The following is a 19,706-nucleotide window of genomic DNA, read 5'->3' on the forward strand; positions in this document are numbered from 1 at the left end:
TTTGTGCCGACGTGGTCCGATGGGTCCTTTCACGCGCCCATCTCCTCTTGAATGGTGTCGAGGTGGCGGTCGGGGGTGTCGGATTTGGCGTAGGTCGATACGTCGATCTGACCCGTGACGGCGGCGGTGATCAGGGCGGAGCGGTATTCTTTGAGGCGGTCGATGGATGTGCTCAAGGTCTTGGCGCTGGCATCGAATATCCCGTCACGTTCACGCAAATGCTTGCATATCTCCTCTTGTTCTTCAGGAGGTGCGAAAGGGACGACAAGATTTGAAAGTGTGGAGATCGTCAGTTGGTTGATCGTGGAAGTAAGGAACGAACCTGCCTGATGGTCGAAGATCGGAGATTGCAGAACCCAATACAGAAAGTCTGAATACTTGGATCTGAGGACTGTATTGAATGCGCCAAAGGTCATCCCGCTAAACTCGGAACTCACCATAGCATTCTTGCCGATTAGGTTTCTGCTGCCATTCCGGGAGCATATCAGAATGTCGCCTTCGCGTAGTCTGAGTTTTTGCGATACGGCACTCGATACATAGACCAAGTTTTCTGATTGAAGTTTGCCCGCTTGAATGTTGTTTGCTCTCAGAACAGGAGTTCCCTCGCCCTCCGAGACCAAGTCATCAGGCGCATAGGTTAATCCGATGATCGGTTTTCCAAGGTATTTGATTTTTCTTAGTTCCCAATGCTTGGGGATCTGGGGAACCCAAGACACACCAGTGTCTTTCAAGTCCACCCTCTCATTGAGACCAAGTGTTACTGCACTGACAATGCCAGATTGACGCTTCTCCCCCAGCAACGCCACCAACCGCTGCTTTTTCTCGATCAGCAGGTCTATTCTTGCGGTCTCACGGTCCAAAAAGTCGGCGATTTGGCGTTGGGTCGCGAGGTCGGGGACGGGGAGGACGATGTTGGCGAAGTTCTCGAACTTGACCGACTTTCCGTCGCGAATCCCCGTCACGGTGGTTTGAAGATGCGAGATAAAGACCTGCGACTTCAGCAGATATTGAAAGAACGTCGGTTCGACTTCTCTTGATGGTGCCAAGACCGTATACGCGGGACTGATACAACCGGGTTCCGTCGCACGTTCAATGCCACCTTCGAACGTGCGAAGACTGATTACAAAGTCATCTTGATCGACGTGGTTGAAGTTGTCGGTCCCCGCGAGAGCAGCGACAACCTTGTTCCCAGTGATCTCCATATAGCGTTTTTGACTGAGAACGCCGTGTGACTGCGTTGCCGCAAGTTGTTCGTCGTCTGCGCGTGCCTTCTCACTACGGACACGAAACAGAAAGCGAGCGCGCTTTTCGGGTATGCCATCTGCGATGGGTAGCGAAAGGAACGGTTCGCTCACTCGACCACCTCCTGCAGCAGACCCGCGATTTCTGCTTCGAGCGCCTTCAACTCGGCGTCGATCTCTTCGAGCGGTCTCGGGGGCACGTAATTGTAGAAGTAGCGGTTGAAGTTGATTTCATACCCGACACGCCCGACGCCGCCATCCTGTGCGTCGGTGTAACTCTCATCCACCCAGGCATCGGGGACGAAGGGCAGAACCTCGCGTTTGACATACTCCCGCCAGTCCTCGTTCAGTGGAACCAGTTCGTGATCGCGCAGATCGGTGTCGGGTTCGGGATTGCCGTTCTTGTCGATGCAGACTTGCGCCGCCTCGTCGCGTTCGGACAGCGCGGACAGGATCGCCTTTCTGACCGGCACACCGATCTTGGCGCCTTTGCTGCGGAGGGCGGCGGAGAGCGCCTTGTCGAAGTCGTCACGACAGGTCCATCGCTCGTCAGCGGGCAAGTGATCCTGCAACGCCCCAATAACGCGGGACTGGTCGTCTTCGTCGAGTTTCTGGAACGGTTTCGCCTCGCGCAGCGTCTCCAGCGCCTCGGGCGTGACGGCGAAGGCAAGTTTCAGCGGGCGTTCAACACGGATTTCGCGATACCCGAAGTCGGTCGTGGCGAAGATTTTCGACACGTCGCCCCAGTCGCCGTCGCCGCTCAGCATGTCGTGGTAGATGCGGGCGATCTCATCACATGCCTCGGGCGGGATTTCGCGGCGCTTGGACCCGAGCGACTTGCGCATCGATTTCCAGAACCGCTCGCCGCTGGCGTCGATCAGTTGCACCTTGCCGCGCCGCGCCGTGTCTTTGCGATTGGTGAGCAACCAGACATAGGTCTGAATGCCGGTGTTGTAGAAGAGGTCAGTCGGCAGCGCGATGATCGCCTCGACCCAGTCGTTTTCGAGCATCCAGCGGCGGATCTCGCTTTCGCCCGACCCGGCACCGCCGGTGAAGAGGGGCGACCCGTTCATGACGATGCCGATGCGCGACCCTTGCTCATCGTTGCGCATCTTCGAGATCATGTGCTGCAGGAACAGCAACTGCCCGTCCGAGATGCGGGGCAGACCCGCACCGAAGCGACCGTCCATGCCGTCATTCGCTGCCTCGTCCTTGATCGGGTCGGCGTATTTCTTCCAGTCCACCCCGTAAGGCGGGTTCGACAGCATGTAGTGGAAGCGTTTGGTGGCATGGGCGTCTTGGGTCAGCGTGTTGCCGAAGGCGATGTTCTCGGGGTTGTGCCCGGTCACCAGCATGTCGGACTTACAGATCGCGAAGGACTCGGGGTTCAGCTCCTGCCCGAAGAGTTCGACGCGGATGCGGTCGTTCAGCGCCTTCATCTCCATCTCGGCGATGGAGAGCATCCCGCCCGTGCCTGCGGCGGGATCGTAGACTTGGCGAATGATGCCCGACCCGGTCAATGCGTCGCGGTCGTTGACCAGCAGCAGCGAGACGATGAGGCGAATGACCTCGCGCGGGGTGTAGTGTTCCCCTGCTGTCTCGTTCGAGATTTCCGAGAAGCGGCGGATGAGGTCTTCGAACAGATACCCCATCTCAAGGTTGGAGATTTCATCTGGATGCAGATCAATCTGTGAGAAGCGATCGAAGACCAGATACAGTAGGCCTGCGTCGTTCAGACGCTTTAGCTGATCTGTGAACAAGAACTTCTCAAGGAAGATGTCCCGGACATTGGGCGAGAAGCCGGTGATGTAGTTGACCAGATTGCCGTGAATGTCTTTGGCATCCTGGCCTTTCAGTGTGGCAAAGGTGAAGCGGGATGTGTTGTAGAGCTGAATGTCCTTTCCAGCAGCGCTTGATAGGAGGGCATCTCGGGCTTCGTCATCAATGTCTGCGGGAAGGGACTCGGCCATCGAAAGGACGGCCGCCTTGGTCGGCTCGAGGATGCAGTCGAGCCGTCGCAATACGACGAAGGGCAGCACGACTTTTCCATATTCGGATTGCTTAAAGTCGCCCCTCAGCAGCTCGGCAACGGACCACACGAAGGAACCAAGTGTCTTGATATCTGCGGTCATTTCGAAAACTGCCCTCTAACCGGTTGTTGAAAAACGCAAACTTGCACTCTCGCTCCGGTAGCAAGCTAACAGGACACTTGGGGCATTCCAAGAAGAGAGACGCGTGAGGGATTACATCTTGCAAACACCCGCAAGAGTTGCCGAGTATGACTTTGGGGTTAGACTCGGGTGCTGGGGGAAGCGGATGTTGTCGCGTCTATCAAGAATATTGAACTCCGAAGGCTTTGCGCCGGGAACAGAGGTCTTTCCTGATATCAACGCTGATCTAATCGCGGATCGGATGAAGCTGAAGCAGTTGGCCACCGAGCGCGGCGCGAAGAACCAACCCGGACCGCAGGAGACCTCATTTGACAGCGTTGAGATGCAGGTCATCGATGAAGTTGAAACACTGCGTCGGCGCGGGCTCCAGCAGTTCGAAGATCACCTGCGCGTATATCGCGAGCGGCTGAGCAGAGCGACAGAGGTCCGGAAAGAAGTCGAAATAGTTGCTGGCAATGCCCGGACAGACTTCATTGCTGAGGTTGAGACCTGGAAGGCCCATTTCTCAAATCCGGTTGAGAAATTAAAGGAGTCTTTCGACTGGCGTCAGACATTCAGGCAGAGACACCGACTTATGAGGCCAGCGGTCGAATTCAGCGGCTGGCCCAAAACCATTGCGATTGGCATGCTCCTTTTGCTGATAGAGACAGTGCTCAACGGCTACTTGTTCGCTCAGAACAATGTGCTCGGCATGCTCGGCGGAATTCTAGCGGCTTTGCTGGTATCGATCTCCAATGTTGGTGTTTCAAGCCTCGCCGGATATTTTTCCAGATACCTGAACCATCGCAACCTGCTTTGGAAGCTTCTCGGACTTTTGGTTCTCGTTTTTTGGATCTGCTATGCGGCAGGATTCAATCTCGCCGTGGCCCATTTTCGCGATGGTGTCGAGCAGACTGGCGACTGGACATTTGCAGCCGAAAACGCGCTTGAAACATTGACGACTGAGCCGCTGGGCATTGCAAGTATCGAAAGCTGGCTACTCGTGCTGATTGGTGTCCTGATTTCGTTGTTGGCATTCCTGAAGGGGCTGCATACTGACGACCCCTATCCTGGCTATGGAAAGGTGAGCCGCGCAGTACTCGCGGCGAGAGAAGCCTATGCTTCTGAACTGGAGGCCGCGATCGGAGAATTGGAACACAAGCGGGACGCCGCTATCGACGAACTTCGCGATGCGCATGATGAGGTCCGTCAAGGGATAGGCGAGGCAGTTGATGCGCTCTTTGGCCAAAGTTCGTTGAGATCCCAACTTTCAAGCTTCCTCGAGCAGTGCGACGTCAAGGTTGGTCGTCTGCTCAGCATATACCGGGATGCGAACAACGAGGCCCGACAGGAGGCGAGTCCGCCGTCGTTCTCGAAGCAATACAGCTTTGCAGCCTTCAAGTTCCCCAACGAGGAGAAGGGTCGTAAACTGAATGCCGAAAAAGAAGCCGCTAAGGTCGGCGATCTCGTTGATGCCACGATCCGCGAGATATTCGAGGCCTTTGAGGTCTCGGTCGGCACCTATCGGGAAATCGACGAAATTCAAGGTACCGAAAGTTACAAAGCGCGGCGTGCTCAAGCTGAGGAACCAAAGCGGGAGACCATGCAATGAGCCGGTCGGCGATCCGCAGGGCAAGGCGTGGCGCGGGTCGTGGCAAGCGCCGTTCCAGACGCAATGGATCAGACCTAAAATGGTTCGCCCTGATTGCCGTGTTGGCATCGATAGTAGTCGGCGGGTTTTTGGCCTCCGATTACTACATGCGTGAGCTTGCAGTAGACGATGAGACACTGTGCCCAGTTGATGGACCAGAACATGCAACACTGGTTCTACTCGACCTGACGGATCCGATATCGGCGGCGCAGAGCAGTCGCCTGAGAACGATCTTGGGAGGAGAAATTGCTAGAGCTCCAGCCGGGACCATGTTCTCTGTAGGTGTCGTCAGCGAGGACCCCACGAATTGGGGCGCCAGATTTGCGCGATGCAAGCCACAACAAGAGGAAAACGCCAATCCGCTCATTCAGAACCCAAGGATGATCGGCGAGCGCTACAACGATGAATTCATTGTTCCGTTTGATCAGGCCATAGGGACCCTACTAACCGTTGAAGCGGAAAACTCCTCACCGATCATGGAGAGCTTGCAGGCCCTAGTTGCCGACAGTCCAAGTATCGAGACCGTTCCAGGGCGCCGCAAGTTAATCGTCGTATCCGACCTTCTGCAGAACAGCCAAATCTTGAGTTTCTTCCGTGAGGAGTACTGGGAGGAATTTGCGAGCGTTGGCGGGGTTACCCGCTTGGCCGGGGACCTTCACAATGTCGAAGTGATGATCCTGCGCATTCCAAGACAGACGTCGCAAACCGGTGAAGATCGGGTCGACCAATTCTGGATTCGCTATTTTGATTTCCAAGGAACCAACGGCAGTTTTGACGTCCGCATCCTGGGAGACCTGTGATGGCGCGTCCGAAGTCACTTCGAATCCACGGAGTCCGTACTAAGGACTGGGCTGAGCGCCTTACCTTCGTGATCGTCTTCCTCGTCGGCGCTGCGGGGATCATCTTCCTCAAAGCCATATCTACCAACCCCTATCTCGTGGCCTTTTTTGCGGGGGCGATGATCGTCGCATACATGCTCATCGCAATGCTGTTCGGGCGAGTGCAGATCGAGCCGGAAATGGTTGGTGACAACTGCTATTATCTCGGCTTTCTCTTCACGCTCACGAGCCTCTCATATACACTTAGTGAACTTGCATCGACCGGAGCTGATATTGACGCACGAACCGAGATGATCGGGCGCGTTATTGGCGGTTTCGGAGTCGCGCTCTCTTCGACGATTGTTGGTGTCTTCTTGCGCGTCGTGCTCATGCAGATCCGTCCCGACATTGTTGCACGTGATCGTGAAATGCACATAGAACTGCACGAGTCTGTGAGAGAGCTTCGGCGGCAGCTTGCGTCAAGTATTGTTGCGATCAAGCAATTCACTACCGAGTCCATTCAGCATGCTCAGGAACGCGATGCATGGGTCGGCGAAAGCCTATCGGCCGCGGCCGAAAGCATCAGCAAAAAGAATGACGAAACTGTCCAAGAAATCATCGAGACGATTAAGGCTACTAACGTAGAGGCCGCCAAGTCCGCCGCCGCTGGACTTTCGGCGCAGATCGGAAACCTGTCTGAGAATGGTCTGAAACAGGTTGAACAAGCACTTAAGAGGTTTGCGGAGGCTTCCGGGAAACTCGCCGATACCCAAGAGAAGGCGTCTGTCGATCTAGCTGATCGCTTCCATACAATCGACGAACGCCTCGGCAAGATCGCTACCAGAATTCAAGAAGCTGAAACGGAACTTGAGAAGGCGCCGGAGCGACTGGACCCGACCAACGTTGGGAAGGCCTTCTCAACCTTGGAGACAGACGTTTCATCCAGCGGCGATAGGATCCGGGAAGCAAGCGAAAAACTGGAAAGAGCCATTCACGATAGTGCCCAAAGGATTGAACTGGCTTCGACTCGGCTGGCTGAGGAGATTGCCAACCGTCCCAGAGGGCGCTTCTGGTTCAGTCGAAGGAGCTGAAGTTGGCGGCGCTGGATGAAGTGACCAAACAGGCGAATGACCGCAACTTTCGACGGGGTGCGATCATGGGCCTTACCATCGCGGAATCCTTTGTCCTCCTTGTTTTCTGCCTTTTGTTGCTCTTTGCCTTTTGGCAACTGAACACTCAGCGTGAAATCAGCGCATTGAGAGAAACACATACCGATCCAGAACTCGTCAGGGTGGCCACAGAGCTCCGCTCAAGCGGTACGCTCGACGCGGTTCAGCAGATGCAGGCATCTGGCATCGATATTGCAGATCTAGGTGCAAATGGCACTTTGAGCGCCCTGATGGAACTGCAGGCGGCAGGAATTGATATCCGAGACCTATCGGGGTTTGCGGAGGCGGAGCAGTATTGGCGGTTCATCTCAGAACCTGAACTACGGCGTCTGATGGCAGGGGCCGTTCAACTCGAAGATCCACAACTCAAAGCTCTAGCGGATGCTGTCGAGGCTCCTCCAGTGCTTGCCCGGCTCGACAGTCTCCAAAATCAAACAGTTGCAGATGCAGTGGATACGCTGAATGCTTTCTCTGAAGAAAAACGGCAGGCCTTTGTCGAGGCTGCAACAGAAGAACGGTTAGACGCGCTTCGTGCGCTGGAGGAGGCTGGATTGGAACCGGGGCGGGCGGGCTTCTCAGAGGTGACCGCACTCGCGGGAAGCGTCATCGAAGATCCAGCTCTTTTAGAGCTGATCTCTTCGCTTCAGGCTCTGCCACCTGAGTCAAGGGAGGCACTTGCTCGTCTCGCGACCGGGGGGGCGAATAGTGATCTTTCTACTAGTCTTCAGAATCTGGCGAATGCAGAGGCAACCTTGCGAGGCATTTCCGCCGCACTCGTGGCATCGGCGGAAGCGGAAGCGCGACTAACGTCTTCTCTACGCAGTGAACTTGGAGATTTTGTCGCCAGCGTAAACGGCCAGATACTTGATGATGGATCGATCGTTCTTCCCGAAGACGTAGTTTTCGAGCAGGGGCGGGCAGAAATCCGACCCAATCTAAAGAGGTTTCTTGAGCAGGCCTGTCCACCTTGGCTGGATCTATTGAGGGGCTCCGGACTCGAGATTGCCGCCGCCGAGATCCAGGGGCACGCGTCCAGAGAATGGCGTCAGGGCACACCCGTGGACTTGGCATATCGAAATAACTTGCAGCTATCACAGGAGCGAGCACGTAACGTTCTGAACTACTGCCTCGACCAGCTTTCGAACGAGGAAACCGCTGAGTGGTCACGCGGGCATGTGGTGGCTGTGGGGTATTCTTCGTCTCGGCCGGTAAGCGTCGATGGAGAAATCGATGATGACTTGTCGCGTCGGGTCGTCTTTTCCATTGAGCTTGACCGAGAGCAATTGCTCGACGACCTAGAACGAGAAAGTACGGCTACCCTGGCTCAGGGGCTTTCGGCTGGCGATGTAGTCAGAGGCATTCCGAGGGTGATTGACGGCGACACAATCGAAATCAATGGTATCAGCTTCCGATTGTTTGGCATTGACGCCCCTGAAATGGGGCAAGCCTGCACAGACGAGAATGGAAATACCTTCGACTGTGGTCTGGTCGCGAAAGAACAAATGCTCACATGGGCTGAAGGGCGGGAGATTTCATGTGAACATCAGAGTCTAGATCGTTACTTCCGATCAATCGCGACGTGTCGCGTAGATGGACAGGATCTCGGAGGCCTGATGGTGGATGAAGGTAAGGCCATGGCTTTCCGGGAATATTCCAATCGCTACGTTGCAGCCGAAGAATCCGCCAGGGAAGGCAACGTCGGCTTTTGGGCTGGCAGTTTTACGGAACCTTGGGCGGCCAGGTGAACTGAGGTCTCTTTGAATCTCTAAGACAAGAACGGTCACGAATCCGAAGCGAAGACCTTCGCATTTGTTTGCTCAAGACCAACCGTTTTTGCCGCTCAGTGCGTAGGTCCTCTTCTCGGGCCAGAGGCTGGAATCATATGATGTCTTCATGTGCGGCACATGAATAACATTAGCACCGTATGTTGGATCTTCTGGATAGGGTTCGGCGCCGATTTTCAACGTGAGCCTCCAATCGAAGGTCACTTCTTTTGACGCGCTCGTCACGCTTCGTTGTCATTAGGGTATACGAAACAATGTCTTAGAAAATATTTTGTCACATCTTTCCAAATCGTGACCACATACTGTCTGAGCAAACGAAGTGCATCCTGAGATCCACAAGTGAACCGCAATGGCGCGGCTCGCAGCGTGATCAGGAGAAGCTCAGATGGCGAAACTTACTCAAGCCCAGCTCGCAAGTCGCTGGCACATATCTCCCCGCACCTTGGAACAATGGCGCTGGCTCGGAAAGGGACCAAAGTTCCTGAAGATCGGCGCACGGGTCCTCTATGACGAAACCGAAGTTGAGGCTTTCGAGGCCGCGCAGCTCTGCCAGAACACCCATGGCCGACTTGCGTCGGAACGTCTGTGATGGCGAAGAAATTCCCTGCGCACAGAATCAAGGCGAATCTCGTCTATGATGTCTGGGACGCCGCTCACGCGTTGGGCTGCCACAAACAGACCGTCATTCGCTGGATCAAGAACCAAGGACTTGCGGCAGACACAACCCGCAAGCCTTGGCTGATCGACGGGAAGGAACTCAAGGTCTTTCTCGGTGCCCGTCAGACGAAGGTCGCCGCGAAATTGGTCCTTCATCATTGCTATTGCTTCGGCTGCAAGGCCCCCCGCGAACCCGACGGCAAGATTGCCGACTACACGCAGCAAACACACGAAACAGGGCGCTTGACCGGCCTGTGTCCCGCCTGTGGCGCGCTGATGAACAAGGTCGTCAAACGGTCCGATCTGGAGGTCATCCGGGCAAGAATCGAGGTGACGGTTCAGAAGGCGTCCCCAAGAATAGTGTCCCGTGCCGATCCCCGTTCAAATGTCACCATTCAGCAGAAGGGCCAGACCGATGGCAAAACGCAACAAGGATAACCTGCGCATCAAGCGGAAGTATCTGCTTTGGCGCAAGGATGCGCAGGGTCTTTCTGAGGCATCCCTTGACAAGTCCGCCGCCGCGATCACGCTTTACGACGGCTGGCTAGGCGGCAAGGATTTCCGCGCATTCCACGCCGAACGCGCCCGCTCATTCAAGCGCCACTTGGCGAGCCTGAAGAACGGACGCACCGGCTCGCCGCTTTCCGCCGCGACCACCAATGGCACTCTGCGCGAGTTGAAAGCATTCTTTTACTGGATGGCAGATCAGCCCGGCTACAAGTCCAAGATCAGCCGCTCGGATGCCGACTATCTGACGCCGGATCGCAAATCTGAAAATGCTCGGCGCGGGACATTGTGGAAACCGCACCCCTCTCCCGCCCAGGCACTTCACGTCATCAAGATGATGCCCTCAAGCACTGTCATAGAACGTAGAAACCGCGCCCTCTTGGCGTTTCTGTTCTTGACGGGATCGCGCGAGGGGGCCGCGATTTCTTTGCCTCTGCGCAACCTCGACCTAACGAACCGATGCGTGCAATTCGATGGTCGATACGTCGATACCAAATTCGGAAAGTCCTTCTCGACTGGGTTCTTTCCTCTGGGCGCTTTCGCGGAAAGCATTCTCCAGGATTGGGCAGCCGAGTTGACACAGGTTCACCTTTTCAGCGCGACCGATCCGCTGTTTCCGAAGACCAAAGTTGTAGTTGGAATGTACCGCAGATTTGAGGCCGTGGGAATTTCGCGGGAACCTTGGAAAAGCGCGTCCAGCGCAGCCAAGATCTTCAAGCAGGCATTCGCCGACGCAGGTCTGCCGCCGTTTTCGCCGCATCGGGTGCGAGATACGATAGTTGATCTGGCAAACGACCACTGCCGCACGCCGGAGGAATTCAAGGCATGGTCGCAGAACATGGGCCACGATGACGTCCTGACGACGTTCAGTTCCTACGGAGCGGTCCCACCGGGGCGGCAAATGGAGTTGATGAGCCGTTTCAGGATGAGCAGGGTCCATGCTGACGGTAGCGATAAGATCGAATGATCCTAGTCATTCCGTCTTGGCCTTCCGGACCGTTATGCGGTCTGGGTTCAACCGATACCCTTCCCATGGTTGGTTCTCGATTATCGCATCGGCTTCTTGTGCATCCCTGCCGCTAGAGGCCATTTTCTTTTTCAGCTCCAATTTCGCGCGATTGACCCGTTGGCGCACAGCTTCATCGCTCTCCAGTTTCAACGCTTCTGCCAGAAAGGCCGAACGAGCAAACGGGTAGTCAAGAGGTGCCTTGCCCTGTCCCGCCCCTTCAAGCCACTTATCCGCCAATACAATCAACAGATCGGCCGTAGCATTGCGTTCAACGAAAATTCGGTCGTCGATCACGACGCGCCGCCGTTGCGCGTTCACTTCCATCACCGTGAGTTTCGCGGATTCTGAGTCGGGGGGAGAGGGAACGGGGATATGCGGTAGAAGGCTCGGCCTTTGTGCTTCACCGTAAAGCTTTGGCAGGCTCCCGTCTGGGAAGTCCTCCGCGTCCTTCGCCTTCAAGGTCGCACGCATCACATCGGACACCCCGGTCCCGTGCCGTTTCAACAAGCGGGTGATCATCTCAAGCGCCGTTTCCGGGGGCTGCTCCAAGTGAGCGACAGCGCTGACGACGGAGGGCAAGGCGCGTTCCAGCTCCGATGGGGTGACGTGTTCGTAGGCCTGAGCGCTGCGCAGGTAGGACAGTGCGATCTCGCGGTCGCGAACATCATTTCTGGCGTCATCCATCAGTGCCACCCGATAGGCCTCTTCAGGGTCGAACCTTTTCAACCCGGCAGCCAGTACGGCAAAGCGCCTGTCGATGCATTGCGAACACCGCCCGCAGTGGATGTGCTGCTTGGTCTGGTTGTGCACGTCGGCGCAACTGCGGGTCTGCGCTATTAGTTCGGACATGCCCAGACGGGCTACCGTCTCGACCACTTCCCTCTTTGTCCGCCAGAAGAACGGATTGTCGATCCTGGTTTCCGACTCGAAAACTCGGCCAAGGAAATCCGAGAGCCGGGACAAAGTTTGCGGATGGGTCGTTCGGGTAGCCCTAGTGCCAAGGACGCTGCCAACCGGCGACAAGTTCAGGCTGACGACACCGTTCTCGTAGAAAGAAACCCGGTTCAGCCCAAATGCCTTTGCATTTACGGCGCCCAACGCCGCGAAGAGGAACGACCGAGCCCGGTGCGTCCCTTCCTTGAGGCCCCTACCGACCATCTGAACCTGCACTGGGAAATGACGGCAGCTTTTCTCGCCGAACCTCATAGCCAAGGCCTTGTGAAGTTGCCGCTGAACAGGCGCGATCTTCGACGCCGAAAAATGGCTGACCAGAGCGACGCGCTCGCCTTGATCTGCGATTTCTTGGAGCGCCCCTGCGAAGGAATCGAGGCCGCCCGAGAACATGAGAACACGCGTCGGCTGCCATGCGCTGCCCTCGTCGAACTTGAAGAACAGTGATCTCTCGGCTTCTTCGCCCTCTTTGGCGACGAACTGAAACACGAACCGGTCCCCTGACAGGAACATCAACATTTCTTCCAGCGCCAGAACGGCTTCTGTGCTTTGCCAGAAAGCATTATCTCGAACAGGCATCTCGACCTCGAACCGTCGATGCCACTGCGTGCCCATGTGCTGATCTGCCGTTCCACCACGACTGATGGCGGCATCGGCCCCGTAGACCACGGCTGCAACTTCCAGCAGGTCTAGCGCGCGATCCGGCAGATCGGCCACAAGCTGGGCGTTCAGGTGGCTGATGCAGACCTTGACGCCAACTGACTTCCCGTCAATTTCAAGGCGCAATTGGGCATCGCCACCGCTCTTGGTCAGCGGCGGCAGGCATCGGACCCGATGCTCAGACGGTTTCGCGCCGCCGCCCAAGCTCGGACCTCATTTTCTTGAATGCATAGTCGGTGAAGCGGTTGATGGCGTCCTGATCCAACGCTTGACGCTGCCAAACTGTCTTGCCCAGCCAGCCGCCCGCAAACTCCTGCACGATGCGCGACGCTTCGAATGTGTGCTGGGCCAAAGCTTGCTGAAACGCGATGCGCTGGGCATCAGTCGCAAATTGACGATCCTGCCCGATGTGGTTGGCCAGTTCCCGGCTAAGGTAGTAGTCCAGAGATCGGTAGGTCAGTCTTGCAAAGAAATCTCGCGCCAAATGGGCAAACTTTTCGCCAGATGCAAATTGGCCCAGCGCCATCCGGATCTCGTGCGAAGTTGGTTCAAACAAGCTCGGCAGCTGATCTCGCAGATGAACCGACAGAGACTCGAGCAAAGCGGATTTGGCCAACAATCCTGCATCCGATGCATGTCCTTCCTTGAAGCTTTGCCGTTCAATGGCACCATCCAAACCGGCCAAAAAGCTCGCGACTGAAGCCAAAGGGGCATCGCCGCACCCCAGGTCCACCAATGCGTCCTCAAAGCCTGGCGCACGGGCCAAGAGCGGAAGCCGCACAAGAAGCGATGCTACGAATTGAAAGCGTGAGTCCTTGCTCGCAGTGGAGAGGTCCCGCTCCGAGGCTCGTGCAGCTGCCTCGGCGATCGCGTCAACAGACGCGCCAGAATCAATTAACCCAACGACATCGCGCCACTTTTTCGACTGTGGCAACGTGCCGAGCCTAATATGGCCCATCATCGTCTCCCTATATGCTGACGCTGACGCAACCTTTGAGGGAAAGCAAAGGAAATCAAAGATCAAATGCTTACCTCTTGCTTACCCAATCAATCTGGGAAGCGAGGTAGATCTCTGTAAGTCTTTGATTTCAGTGGTGAGCCGTGCAGGATTCGAACCTGCGACCCACTGATTAAAAGTCAGTTGCTCTACCAACTGAGCTAACGGCCCACTGGCGCGCTACTTAGAAAGCCCTACCCCTGCGGTCAACCCCGGAAATGCACCAATCTCTGGAAATCTTTCCGGGGCTCCGCTATACGCCCGCCTATGGTGACGAAGCAGAAATTCCGCCTTCCCTTCATGAAGATGCATGGGCTTGGCAACGATTTTGTGGTCGTGGACGAACGGGGGCAGCCGCCGCGCGTGACGCCGGATATCGTCACGGCCATCGCGGACCGGCATCGAGGCGTGGGCTTTGACCAGTTCGTCGTCATGACCGAGACCGATACCGCCGATGTCCACCTGACGTTCTATAATTCCGACGGGTCCACCTCGGCGGCCTGTGGCAATGCGACCCGCTGTATTGCGCGTCACCTTTTTGACGAGACCGGCAAGGCGGAGGCAGTGATCCGCACCGCACATGGTCTTTTGCCGGCGTTGGATGCAGGGGACGGTCTGACATCGGTGAACATGGGCCACGCCCGGACCCGCTGGGACCTGATCCCGCTGGCAGAGCCGACGGACACGCTGGAACTGCCGATCGAGGGCGGGCCGACTGCCACGTCGATGGGAAACCCGCATTGCACCTTCTTCGTCGAGGATGCCGAAGCGGTTGATCTGGCCGAGATCGGACCGAGGATTGAGCACCACCCGCTGTTTCCCGAACGAACCAATGTGCAATTCGCCACGCTGACCGGGCCGAATGAGCTTCGGATGCGGGTCTGGGAGCGTGGTGCGGGGATCACGTTGGCCTCTGGCTCGTCGTCCTGCGCGACGGCGGTTGCTGCGCATCGTCGTGGGCTTGTTGGCGACGATGTCACGATCCGTCTGGATGGCGGCGATATCCGGATCAGGATCGCTCCGGATGGGGTCTGGATGACCGGCCCGACCGCGCATGTCTTTGACGGGGAATGGATTCTCTAGATGTCCGCGCCAAAGTTCACGACCCTTGGCTGCCGTCTGAATGCCTATGAGACGGAGGCGATGAAGGACTTTGCCGCCCAAGCGGGCCTGTCTGATGCCGTCGTGGTCAATACCTGTGCCGTGACCGCCGAAGCGGTTCGCAAGGCGAAGCAGGAAATCCGCAAGCTGCGCCGTGAGAACCCGGATGCCCCCCTGATCGTGACGGGCTGCGCCGCGCAGGTGGAGCCGGAGACCTTCGCCGCCATGCCGGAAGTAACCCGCGTGATCGGCAATACCGAGAAGATGCAGCCGGAAACATGGGCCGGGATGGTTCCCAACCTGATTGGTGAGACGGAGAAGGTCGCGGTGGATGACATCATGTCAGTCACCGAAACCGCCGGTCATCTGATCGACGGATTCGGCACCCGCAGCCGTGCCTATGTGCAGGTCCAGAACGGCTGTGACCATCGCTGCACTTTCTGCATCATCCCCTATGGCCGGGGTAATTCCCGGTCAGTTCCGGCGGGCGTTGTGGTGGACCAGATCAAGCGGCTGGTGGACCGTGGCTATAACGAGGTGGTGCTGACCGGCGTGGACCTGACCAGTTGGGGCGCGGATCTTCCCGCGCAGCCAAAGCTGGGGGATCTGGTCATGCGCATCCTGAAGCTGGTGCCGGACCTGCCGCGTTTGCGGATCAGTTCGATCGATTCGATCGAGGTGGATGAGAACCTGATGCAGGCCATCGCGACCGAGCCGCGGCTGATGCCGCATCTGCACCTGTCCCTTCAGGCGGGCGACGACATGATCCTCAAGCGGATGAAGCGCCGCCACCTGCGCGATGATGCGATCCGGTTCTGCGCAGAGGCAAAGGTGTTGCGCCCGGACATGACCTTTGGCGCCGATATCATCGCGGGTTTCCCGACCGAGACCGAAGCGATGTTCGAGAACTCGCTGCGGCTGGTCGAGGAGTGTGACCTGACCTGGTTGCATGTCTTCCCCTATTCCGCCCGGCCGGGAACGCCGGCGGCGCGGATGCCACAGGTAAACGGGCGGGCGATCAAGGACCGTGCGGCGCGACTGCGCGCGGCGGGTGACTCGCGCGTGGTGGCACATCTGGCGGCACAGCTTGGCAAGACCCATCGCATCTTGATGGAGAACCCCCGTATGGGGCGGACAGAGCAGTTCACGGAAGTGACCTTTGCCAGCGATCAGCCGGAAAGCCAGATCGTCACGGCCCGGATCACGGGCGTGGCAGGACAGCAGCTGGTCGCATGACCCGCCCGATCCTTTGGTCTTTTCGCCGGTGCCCCTATGCAATGCGGGCCCGTCTGGCCATTGCCAGTGCCGGAATATCGGTGGACCTGCGAGAGATCCTGTTGCGCGACAAACCGGCGGCGTTTCTGGCGACCTCGCACAGCGGAACGGTGCCCTGTCTGGATACGGGCAAGGAGGTGATCGACGAAAGCCTGGACATTATGCTGTGGGCATTGCGACATGCCGACCCCGAGGGTCTGCTGGCCATGCCCGAGGCCGGTTTCGATTTGATCGCCACGTCTGACGGGCCGTTCAAGGCGGCGCTTGATCGTTACAAATATGCCGTGCGGTTCGACGATGTGGATATTGGCGCAGAACAGGAAAAAGCGGCTCTGTTCCTGCGCAAACTGGAGGACAGACTGGTTGGGCAAAGCTGGTTGTTTGGGGCGCGGCCCAGTCTTGCCGACCTCGCCATTCTGCCTTTCGTGCGCCAGTTTGCCCATGTCGATCTGCCGTGGTTCGAGGCACAGGAATGGACCGGTGTCGCCGGATGGCTGGACCGGTTCAAGACGTCCGAACGGTTCGCTTCGATCATGCGGAAATACCCGGCCTGGAAACCGGGTGACAAACCGGTGGCGTTTCCCGAAGGCTAGGCGATAAGGTTCGGCAACTGCTCAGGACACCGCGATGCACCCGAACCCGATTTACCACACGAAGACCGAAGACCAGAACCTCGCCTTCGCGTCGGAACGGGCGTTCGGTGTGCTGGCTGTCAACGGGCCGGATGGGCCCCTGGTGTCCCATGTTCCCTTCACCCTCGCCCCCGATGGCAAAAGCCTGACCTTGCATCTGGTCCGGTCCAACCCGATTGCGCGCGGATTGGCCGACCCGCGCCCGGCGGTCATCGCCGTCAGCGGGCCGGATTCCTATGTCTCGCCCGACTGGTACGGCGCGGAGGATCAGGTGCCGACATGGAACTATGCGGCGGTGCATCTGCGGGGGCGGTTGATCGGGCTGCCACCGGATGACCTTGGCACCGTCCTTGCAGAGCTTTCCGCCCAATTCGAGGCGCGGCTTCTGCCAAAGCAGCCCTGGACCATGGACAAGATGACACCCGATGTCCTGTCGCGGATGATGCGGATGATCGTGCCCGCGCGGATGGAGATCGACACCGTCGATGGCACGTGGAAACTGAACCAGAACAAGTCCGACGCGGCCCGGGTCGGGGCCGCCACGGGCATCAAGGTGGCGCGGCTTGGGCAGGAAACCGATGCGCTGGCAGATCTGATGATGGCCGCGCTTGATGATGACAGAAGTAAAGGATCAGACCGATGAAACTTGTCGTTTCTTCTACCTCTCCTTTCGTGCGCAAGGTGCGCGTTTTGCTGCGCGAACTTGGACAGGAAGCAGCCGTCGAGGAGATTGGCGTGAAGACCAGCCCGCTGGCGCAGGCGGATGCGGCGGTTTCGGCAAACCCGATCGGCAAGATCCCGGCGCTTCTTCTCGATGATGGCTCGGCGCTGCATGACAGCCGCGTTATCACCCGGTTCTTCGACGATCATTTCGCAGGGGGCTTTTACCCGGTGGACCGGCTGTGGCAGGTTCTGACGCTGGAATCGATGGCGGATGCGATGATCGAGGCGGGCGTCCTGATGACCTATGAGGTCAAGCTGCGCCCCGAGACCGCCCGGTTCGGCCCCTGGGTCGAGGCGCAATGGGCGCGGATTGACCGGACCCTCGACCATCTGGAGGCTGTGGCACAGCAACTGGACGCGCCTTTGGACATGGGGCAGGTCGCGCTGGCCTGTGCGCTGGAATATCTCGATTTTCGGCATGACGCGCGGAACTGGCGCAATGGTCGGCCAAGGCTGGCGGCATGGCTGGGGAAACTGTCGGCACGCCCGTCCATGATTGCGACGGTTCCGGTGGAATAGCGGGCTATTCCGGGATTTCGCAGCGATCATAGCGGAAGGCATAGCCGTTCCAGACCATGATGATCCCCAAACGGTCGGCACTGTGCATCACCATGGCCCGTTCGGCCCATTGGGCGCCTTCGCCCGCGCATTCCATATCGTAGAGCGTGGCGTCCATGTTGACGACGTTGACCGGATTGACCATTCGGCACTGGGTTTCGACGCCGTGAAACAGGCCGTCCCTGATTTCAATCGACCCGCCATCCACCCCGACAAGGGCACAATCTGCGTTGGCAACCTGCCGATAGATGCCGTCATAGGGGGTCGCCAGAACAACGCCCGGCAACAGGGCCGCGATCAGGATGGTCAGCTTGGTCCGTATCTGCATTCAGATACGTTGCAGGTCCGCAATCAAGGCGTCAAGGTTTCCGCGCCGCTGGTCCAGCATCGCACCAATCTCGGACCGTTCCTGGTTGAGCATGTTGACCCCTTCAATGATGATATTGAAGAAAGCCGGCCGCCCAAGCCGGTCGGAAACCCAGAAATCAACGCGAAACGGGGCCTGACCGCGCAGGTTTGCGACGGTTTCGACCTCGATGAAGTTGTTCACCTGGCGGGCTTCGACCACGGTGATCTCGCCCCCGATGAATTCGCGGAACCGTTTGCCATAGCGGTTCGAGACATAATTGTTGAATGCAGCGACAAAGGCGGTCCGCTGCGCCGGGGTCGCCGTGCGGGCATCGCGGCCCAGCGCGGTTCCGGCGATGTATTCGACGTCCGAATAGCGGGCGAAAATACCTTCGAAATCCTGAATCATTGCCGCTTCGGACCGGCCAGAGGCGATCACGGCGTTGATATCGGCGACCAGCCTGTCGACCAGCCGCTCTGCCTCGGTCAGGCCCACGGCAAAGACGGGGGCGGGCAGGACCGCGGCCGCTGCTGCGGCGATCATCATGTTGCGGCGATTGAGCAGGGTCATTGGGCCATCTCCATGCTGTCGGATGGGGTGCAATCGGTAGGGGCTGCCGCGAAAGGATCGGCGAAGGGGTCGATCATCGGGTCCGGAACGCCACATTCGTCTAGGGCGTTCGGATCGACGGGCGGTTCCATTCCCAGTTCGTAGCGACGGTTTTCAAGGTACAGAAGCCGCGCCTGAGCATAGCTGTCCGCGCTGTCATAAAGGATGGAATCGACGGTGTCCGAGAACCGGCCCCGGTCGATCACCTGTTCGACGACCTTTGTACCAAGCGAGTATTCGGCCACCGCTGCGATTTCCGGTTGGTCGATCCAGCCAAGGGGATCCAGAAGGACATCCACGACCAGCCCGGCGGTATCCCGTTCGGTCGAGGGGCCGAAGAACGGAAGTTCCTGATAGGCGCCTTCCGGCACGCCCCAGACATGCAGGGTTTCCCCGAAATCGGTGCTTTCCTCGTGCAGGCCGATTCCGCCCGCGGGGTCGAACAGCCCCCCGACCCCGACGGTGGAATTGATCAGGAACCGCATCGTATTGGTCGCGGCCCCGCCCACATCTCCCTGAAGCAGCCCGTTCACCACCATCCCCGGCAGCGACAGGTTGTCCGAAAAGGATACGACCCTGTCGGTCAGCTCTGGGGGCAGCGCGGCGGTAACGCCGGACACCGGCCGCAGCAGGTTCTGGTCGAGCGATCGGTTGAAGTCATGGGTCGCCCGGTTAGCGGTTTCATAGAGGTCGTGGATGCTGCTGTCGTCTGGTCCGACGGAACAGGCCGAAACCGCCCCCATGAACATGAAGGCAACGGCAAATCGGAAAATCGGTTTCGCTGTTACGGGCAATGGAATTCTCTCGGACCTGACCTTAGACTGTTTCACATAATCGGTTTCAACGGGATGAACAGGGCAGCGCG

Annotated in this window: 19 protein-coding genes and 1 tRNA gene; 12 read left to right on the forward strand and 8 right to left on the reverse strand. The window is 57.9% G+C overall.

Annotated elements, in window-relative coordinates; all coding sequences use genetic code 11:
- Nucleotides 1–29: 29 nt before the first annotated feature.
- Both U3648_RS03585 and U3648_RS03590 read right to left on the reverse strand, forming a co-directional pair.
- Nucleotides 30–1,355, reverse strand: a complete 1,326-nt coding sequence (locus tag U3648_RS03585; protein WP_420857871.1) for a restriction endonuclease subunit S — start codon at nucleotides 1,353–1,355, stop codon at nucleotides 30–32.
- On the reverse strand, nucleotides 1,352–3,373 hold the full coding sequence (locus tag U3648_RS03590; RefSeq protein ID WP_420857872.1) for a type I restriction-modification system subunit M: 2,022 nt from the start codon (nucleotides 3,371–3,373) through the stop codon (nucleotides 1,352–1,354). The genes U3648_RS03585 and U3648_RS03590 overlap by 4 nt, the downstream gene beginning before the upstream one ends.
- A gap of 280 nt (nucleotides 3,374–3,653) precedes the next feature.
- Between U3648_RS03590 and U3648_RS03595 the strand changes: the two genes are divergently transcribed.
- The 7 genes from U3648_RS03595 to U3648_RS03625 all read left to right on the forward strand — a co-directional run bounded on the left by U3648_RS03595 (nucleotide 3,654) and on the right by U3648_RS03625 (nucleotide 10,944).
- Complete coding sequence (locus U3648_RS03595; RefSeq protein WP_420857873.1) at nucleotides 3,654–5,003, forward strand: hypothetical protein; 1,350 nt, start codon at nucleotides 3,654–3,656, stop codon at nucleotides 5,001–5,003.
- Nucleotides 5,000–5,842, forward strand: a complete 843-nt coding sequence (locus U3648_RS03600) for a hypothetical protein (RefSeq protein WP_420857874.1) — start codon at nucleotides 5,000–5,002, stop codon at nucleotides 5,840–5,842. The genes U3648_RS03595 and U3648_RS03600 overlap by 4 nt, the downstream gene beginning before the upstream one ends.
- Nucleotides 5,842–6,951, forward strand: coding sequence for a hypothetical protein (locus U3648_RS03605; RefSeq protein ID WP_420857875.1), 1,110 nt, complete (start codon nucleotides 5,842–5,844; stop codon nucleotides 6,949–6,951). Before U3648_RS03600 ends, U3648_RS03605 begins: the two co-directional genes overlap by 1 nt.
- A gap of 2 nt (nucleotides 6,952–6,953) precedes the next feature.
- The gene (locus U3648_RS03610) at nucleotides 6,954–8,774 is read left to right on the forward strand and encodes a thermonuclease family protein (RefSeq protein ID WP_420857876.1); all 1,821 of its coding nucleotides are present in this window, start codon (nucleotides 6,954–6,956) and stop codon (nucleotides 8,772–8,774) included.
- 424 nt (nucleotides 8,775–9,198) lie between these two features.
- Nucleotides 9,199–9,402 carry a helix-turn-helix transcriptional regulator gene (locus U3648_RS03615; RefSeq protein ID WP_420857877.1) on the forward strand — a complete coding sequence of 68 codons (204 nt, stop codon included), beginning with the start codon at nucleotides 9,199–9,201 and terminating at the stop codon, nucleotides 9,400–9,402.
- Nucleotides 9,402–9,908: a helix-turn-helix domain-containing protein gene (locus U3648_RS03620; RefSeq protein ID WP_420857878.1), complete on the forward strand. Its 507-nt coding sequence runs from the start codon at nucleotides 9,402–9,404 to the stop codon at nucleotides 9,906–9,908. Before U3648_RS03615 ends, U3648_RS03620 begins: the two co-directional genes overlap by 1 nt.
- Nucleotides 9,886–10,944, forward strand: a complete 1,059-nt coding sequence (locus U3648_RS03625) for a tyrosine-type recombinase/integrase (RefSeq protein WP_420857879.1) — start codon at nucleotides 9,886–9,888, stop codon at nucleotides 10,942–10,944. Before U3648_RS03620 ends, U3648_RS03625 begins: the two co-directional genes overlap by 23 nt.
- A gap of 6 nt (nucleotides 10,945–10,950) precedes the next feature.
- Here the strand turns inward: U3648_RS03625 and U3648_RS03630 are convergent, their stop codons facing one another.
- The 3 genes from U3648_RS03630 to U3648_RS03640 all read right to left on the reverse strand — a co-directional run bounded on the left by U3648_RS03630 (nucleotide 10,951) and on the right by U3648_RS03640 (nucleotide 13,765).
- A complete protein-coding gene (locus tag U3648_RS03630; RefSeq protein ID WP_420857880.1) occupies nucleotides 10,951–12,801 on the reverse strand; it encodes a 7-cyano-7-deazaguanine synthase in 1,851 nt (616 codons plus the stop codon).
- Nucleotides 12,776–13,555, reverse strand: coding sequence for a hypothetical protein (locus U3648_RS03635; protein ID WP_420857881.1), 780 nt, complete (start codon nucleotides 13,553–13,555; stop codon nucleotides 12,776–12,778). The genes U3648_RS03630 and U3648_RS03635 overlap by 26 nt, the downstream gene beginning before the upstream one ends.
- A gap of 134 nt (nucleotides 13,556–13,689) precedes the next feature.
- Nucleotides 13,690–13,765: transfer RNA gene (locus U3648_RS03640), tRNA-Lys, on the reverse strand.
- Nucleotides 13,766–13,861: 96 nt separating this feature from the next.
- Here U3648_RS03640 and dapF point away from each other — a divergent pair.
- The 5 genes from dapF to U3648_RS03665 are packed head-to-tail and all read left to right on the forward strand — an operon-like array spanning nucleotide 13,862 to nucleotide 17,844.
- Entirely contained in the window at nucleotides 13,862–14,677 is an 816-nt protein-coding gene (gene dapF / locus U3648_RS03645; protein ID WP_420857882.1) for a diaminopimelate epimerase, read from the forward strand.
- Nucleotides 14,678–15,931 carry a tRNA (N(6)-L-threonylcarbamoyladenosine(37)-C(2))-methylthiotransferase MtaB gene (gene mtaB / locus U3648_RS03650; RefSeq protein ID WP_420857883.1) on the forward strand — a complete coding sequence of 418 codons (1,254 nt, stop codon included), beginning with the start codon at nucleotides 14,678–14,680 and terminating at the stop codon, nucleotides 15,929–15,931.
- Nucleotides 15,928–16,563, forward strand: a complete 636-nt coding sequence (locus U3648_RS03655; protein WP_420857884.1) for a glutathione S-transferase — start codon at nucleotides 15,928–15,930, stop codon at nucleotides 16,561–16,563. Before mtaB ends, U3648_RS03655 begins: the two co-directional genes overlap by 4 nt.
- 34 nt (nucleotides 16,564–16,597) lie before the next feature.
- Entirely contained in the window at nucleotides 16,598–17,245 is a 648-nt protein-coding gene (locus U3648_RS03660) for an FMN-binding negative transcriptional regulator (RefSeq protein ID WP_420857885.1), read from the forward strand.
- Nucleotides 17,242–17,844, forward strand: coding sequence for a glutathione S-transferase family protein (locus U3648_RS03665; RefSeq protein WP_420857886.1), 603 nt, complete (start codon nucleotides 17,242–17,244; stop codon nucleotides 17,842–17,844). Before U3648_RS03660 ends, U3648_RS03665 begins: the two co-directional genes overlap by 4 nt.
- A gap of 4 nt (nucleotides 17,845–17,848) precedes the next feature.
- On the opposite strand, the gene U3648_RS03670 is transcribed toward U3648_RS03665, so the two are convergent.
- Genes U3648_RS03670 through U3648_RS03680 form a run of 3 tightly spaced genes read right to left on the reverse strand, consistent with a single transcriptional unit; the run spans nucleotide 17,849 to nucleotide 19,635 of the window.
- The gene (locus U3648_RS03670) at nucleotides 17,849–18,211 is read right to left on the reverse strand and encodes a hypothetical protein (RefSeq protein WP_420857887.1); all 363 of its coding nucleotides are present in this window, start codon (nucleotides 18,209–18,211) and stop codon (nucleotides 17,849–17,851) included.
- Nucleotides 18,212–18,802: an MlaC/ttg2D family ABC transporter substrate-binding protein gene (locus U3648_RS03675; protein WP_420857888.1), complete on the reverse strand. Its 591-nt coding sequence runs from the start codon at nucleotides 18,800–18,802 to the stop codon at nucleotides 18,212–18,214.
- Nucleotides 18,799–19,635, reverse strand: a complete 837-nt coding sequence (locus U3648_RS03680) for an MlaA family lipoprotein (protein ID WP_420857889.1) — start codon at nucleotides 19,633–19,635, stop codon at nucleotides 18,799–18,801. The genes U3648_RS03675 and U3648_RS03680 overlap by 4 nt, the downstream gene beginning before the upstream one ends.
- Between the last annotated feature and the right edge of the window lie 71 nt (nucleotides 19,636–19,706).

The sequence above is a fragment of the Marivivens marinus genome, from assembly GCF_035969385.1.
Lineage (GTDB): Bacteria > Pseudomonadota > Alphaproteobacteria > Rhodobacterales > Rhodobacteraceae > SELP01.

Coding starts and splice junctions, on each gene's coding strand:
- mtaB (WP_420857883.1), top strand. CDS start 14,678: ATGTCCGCGCCAAAGTTCACGACCCTTGGCTGCCGTCTGAATGCCTAT.
- U3648_RS03600 (WP_420857874.1), top strand. CDS start 5,000: ATGAGCCGGTCGGCGATCCGCAGGGCAAGGCGTGGCGCGGGTCGTGGC.
- U3648_RS03675 (WP_420857888.1), bottom strand. CDS start 18,802: ATGACCCTGCTCAATCGCCGCAACATGATGATCGCCGCAGCAGCGGCC.
- U3648_RS03625 (WP_420857879.1), top strand. CDS start 9,886: ATGGCAAAACGCAACAAGGATAACCTGCGCATCAAGCGGAAGTATCTG.
- U3648_RS03590 (WP_420857872.1), bottom strand. CDS start 3,373: ATGACCGCAGATATCAAGACACTTGGTTCCTTCGTGTGGTCCGTTGCC.
- U3648_RS03660 (WP_420857885.1), top strand. CDS start 16,598: ATGCACCCGAACCCGATTTACCACACGAAGACCGAAGACCAGAACCTC.
- U3648_RS03595 (WP_420857873.1), top strand. CDS start 3,654: ATGAAGCTGAAGCAGTTGGCCACCGAGCGCGGCGCGAAGAACCAACCC.
- U3648_RS03620 (WP_420857878.1), top strand. CDS start 9,402: ATGGCGAAGAAATTCCCTGCGCACAGAATCAAGGCGAATCTCGTCTAT.
- U3648_RS03665 (WP_420857886.1), top strand. CDS start 17,242: ATGAAACTTGTCGTTTCTTCTACCTCTCCTTTCGTGCGCAAGGTGCGC.
- U3648_RS03670 (WP_420857887.1), bottom strand. CDS start 18,211: ATGCAGATACGGACCAAGCTGACCATCCTGATCGCGGCCCTGTTGCCG.
- U3648_RS03615 (WP_420857877.1), top strand. CDS start 9,199: ATGGCGAAACTTACTCAAGCCCAGCTCGCAAGTCGCTGGCACATATCT.
- U3648_RS03635 (WP_420857881.1), bottom strand. CDS start 13,555: ATGGGCCATATTAGGCTCGGCACGTTGCCACAGTCGAAAAAGTGGCGC.
- dapF (WP_420857882.1), top strand. CDS start 13,862: ATGGTGACGAAGCAGAAATTCCGCCTTCCCTTCATGAAGATGCATGGG.
- U3648_RS03655 (WP_420857884.1), top strand. CDS start 15,928: ATGACCCGCCCGATCCTTTGGTCTTTTCGCCGGTGCCCCTATGCAATG.
- U3648_RS03605 (WP_420857875.1), top strand. CDS start 5,842: ATGGCGCGTCCGAAGTCACTTCGAATCCACGGAGTCCGTACTAAGGAC.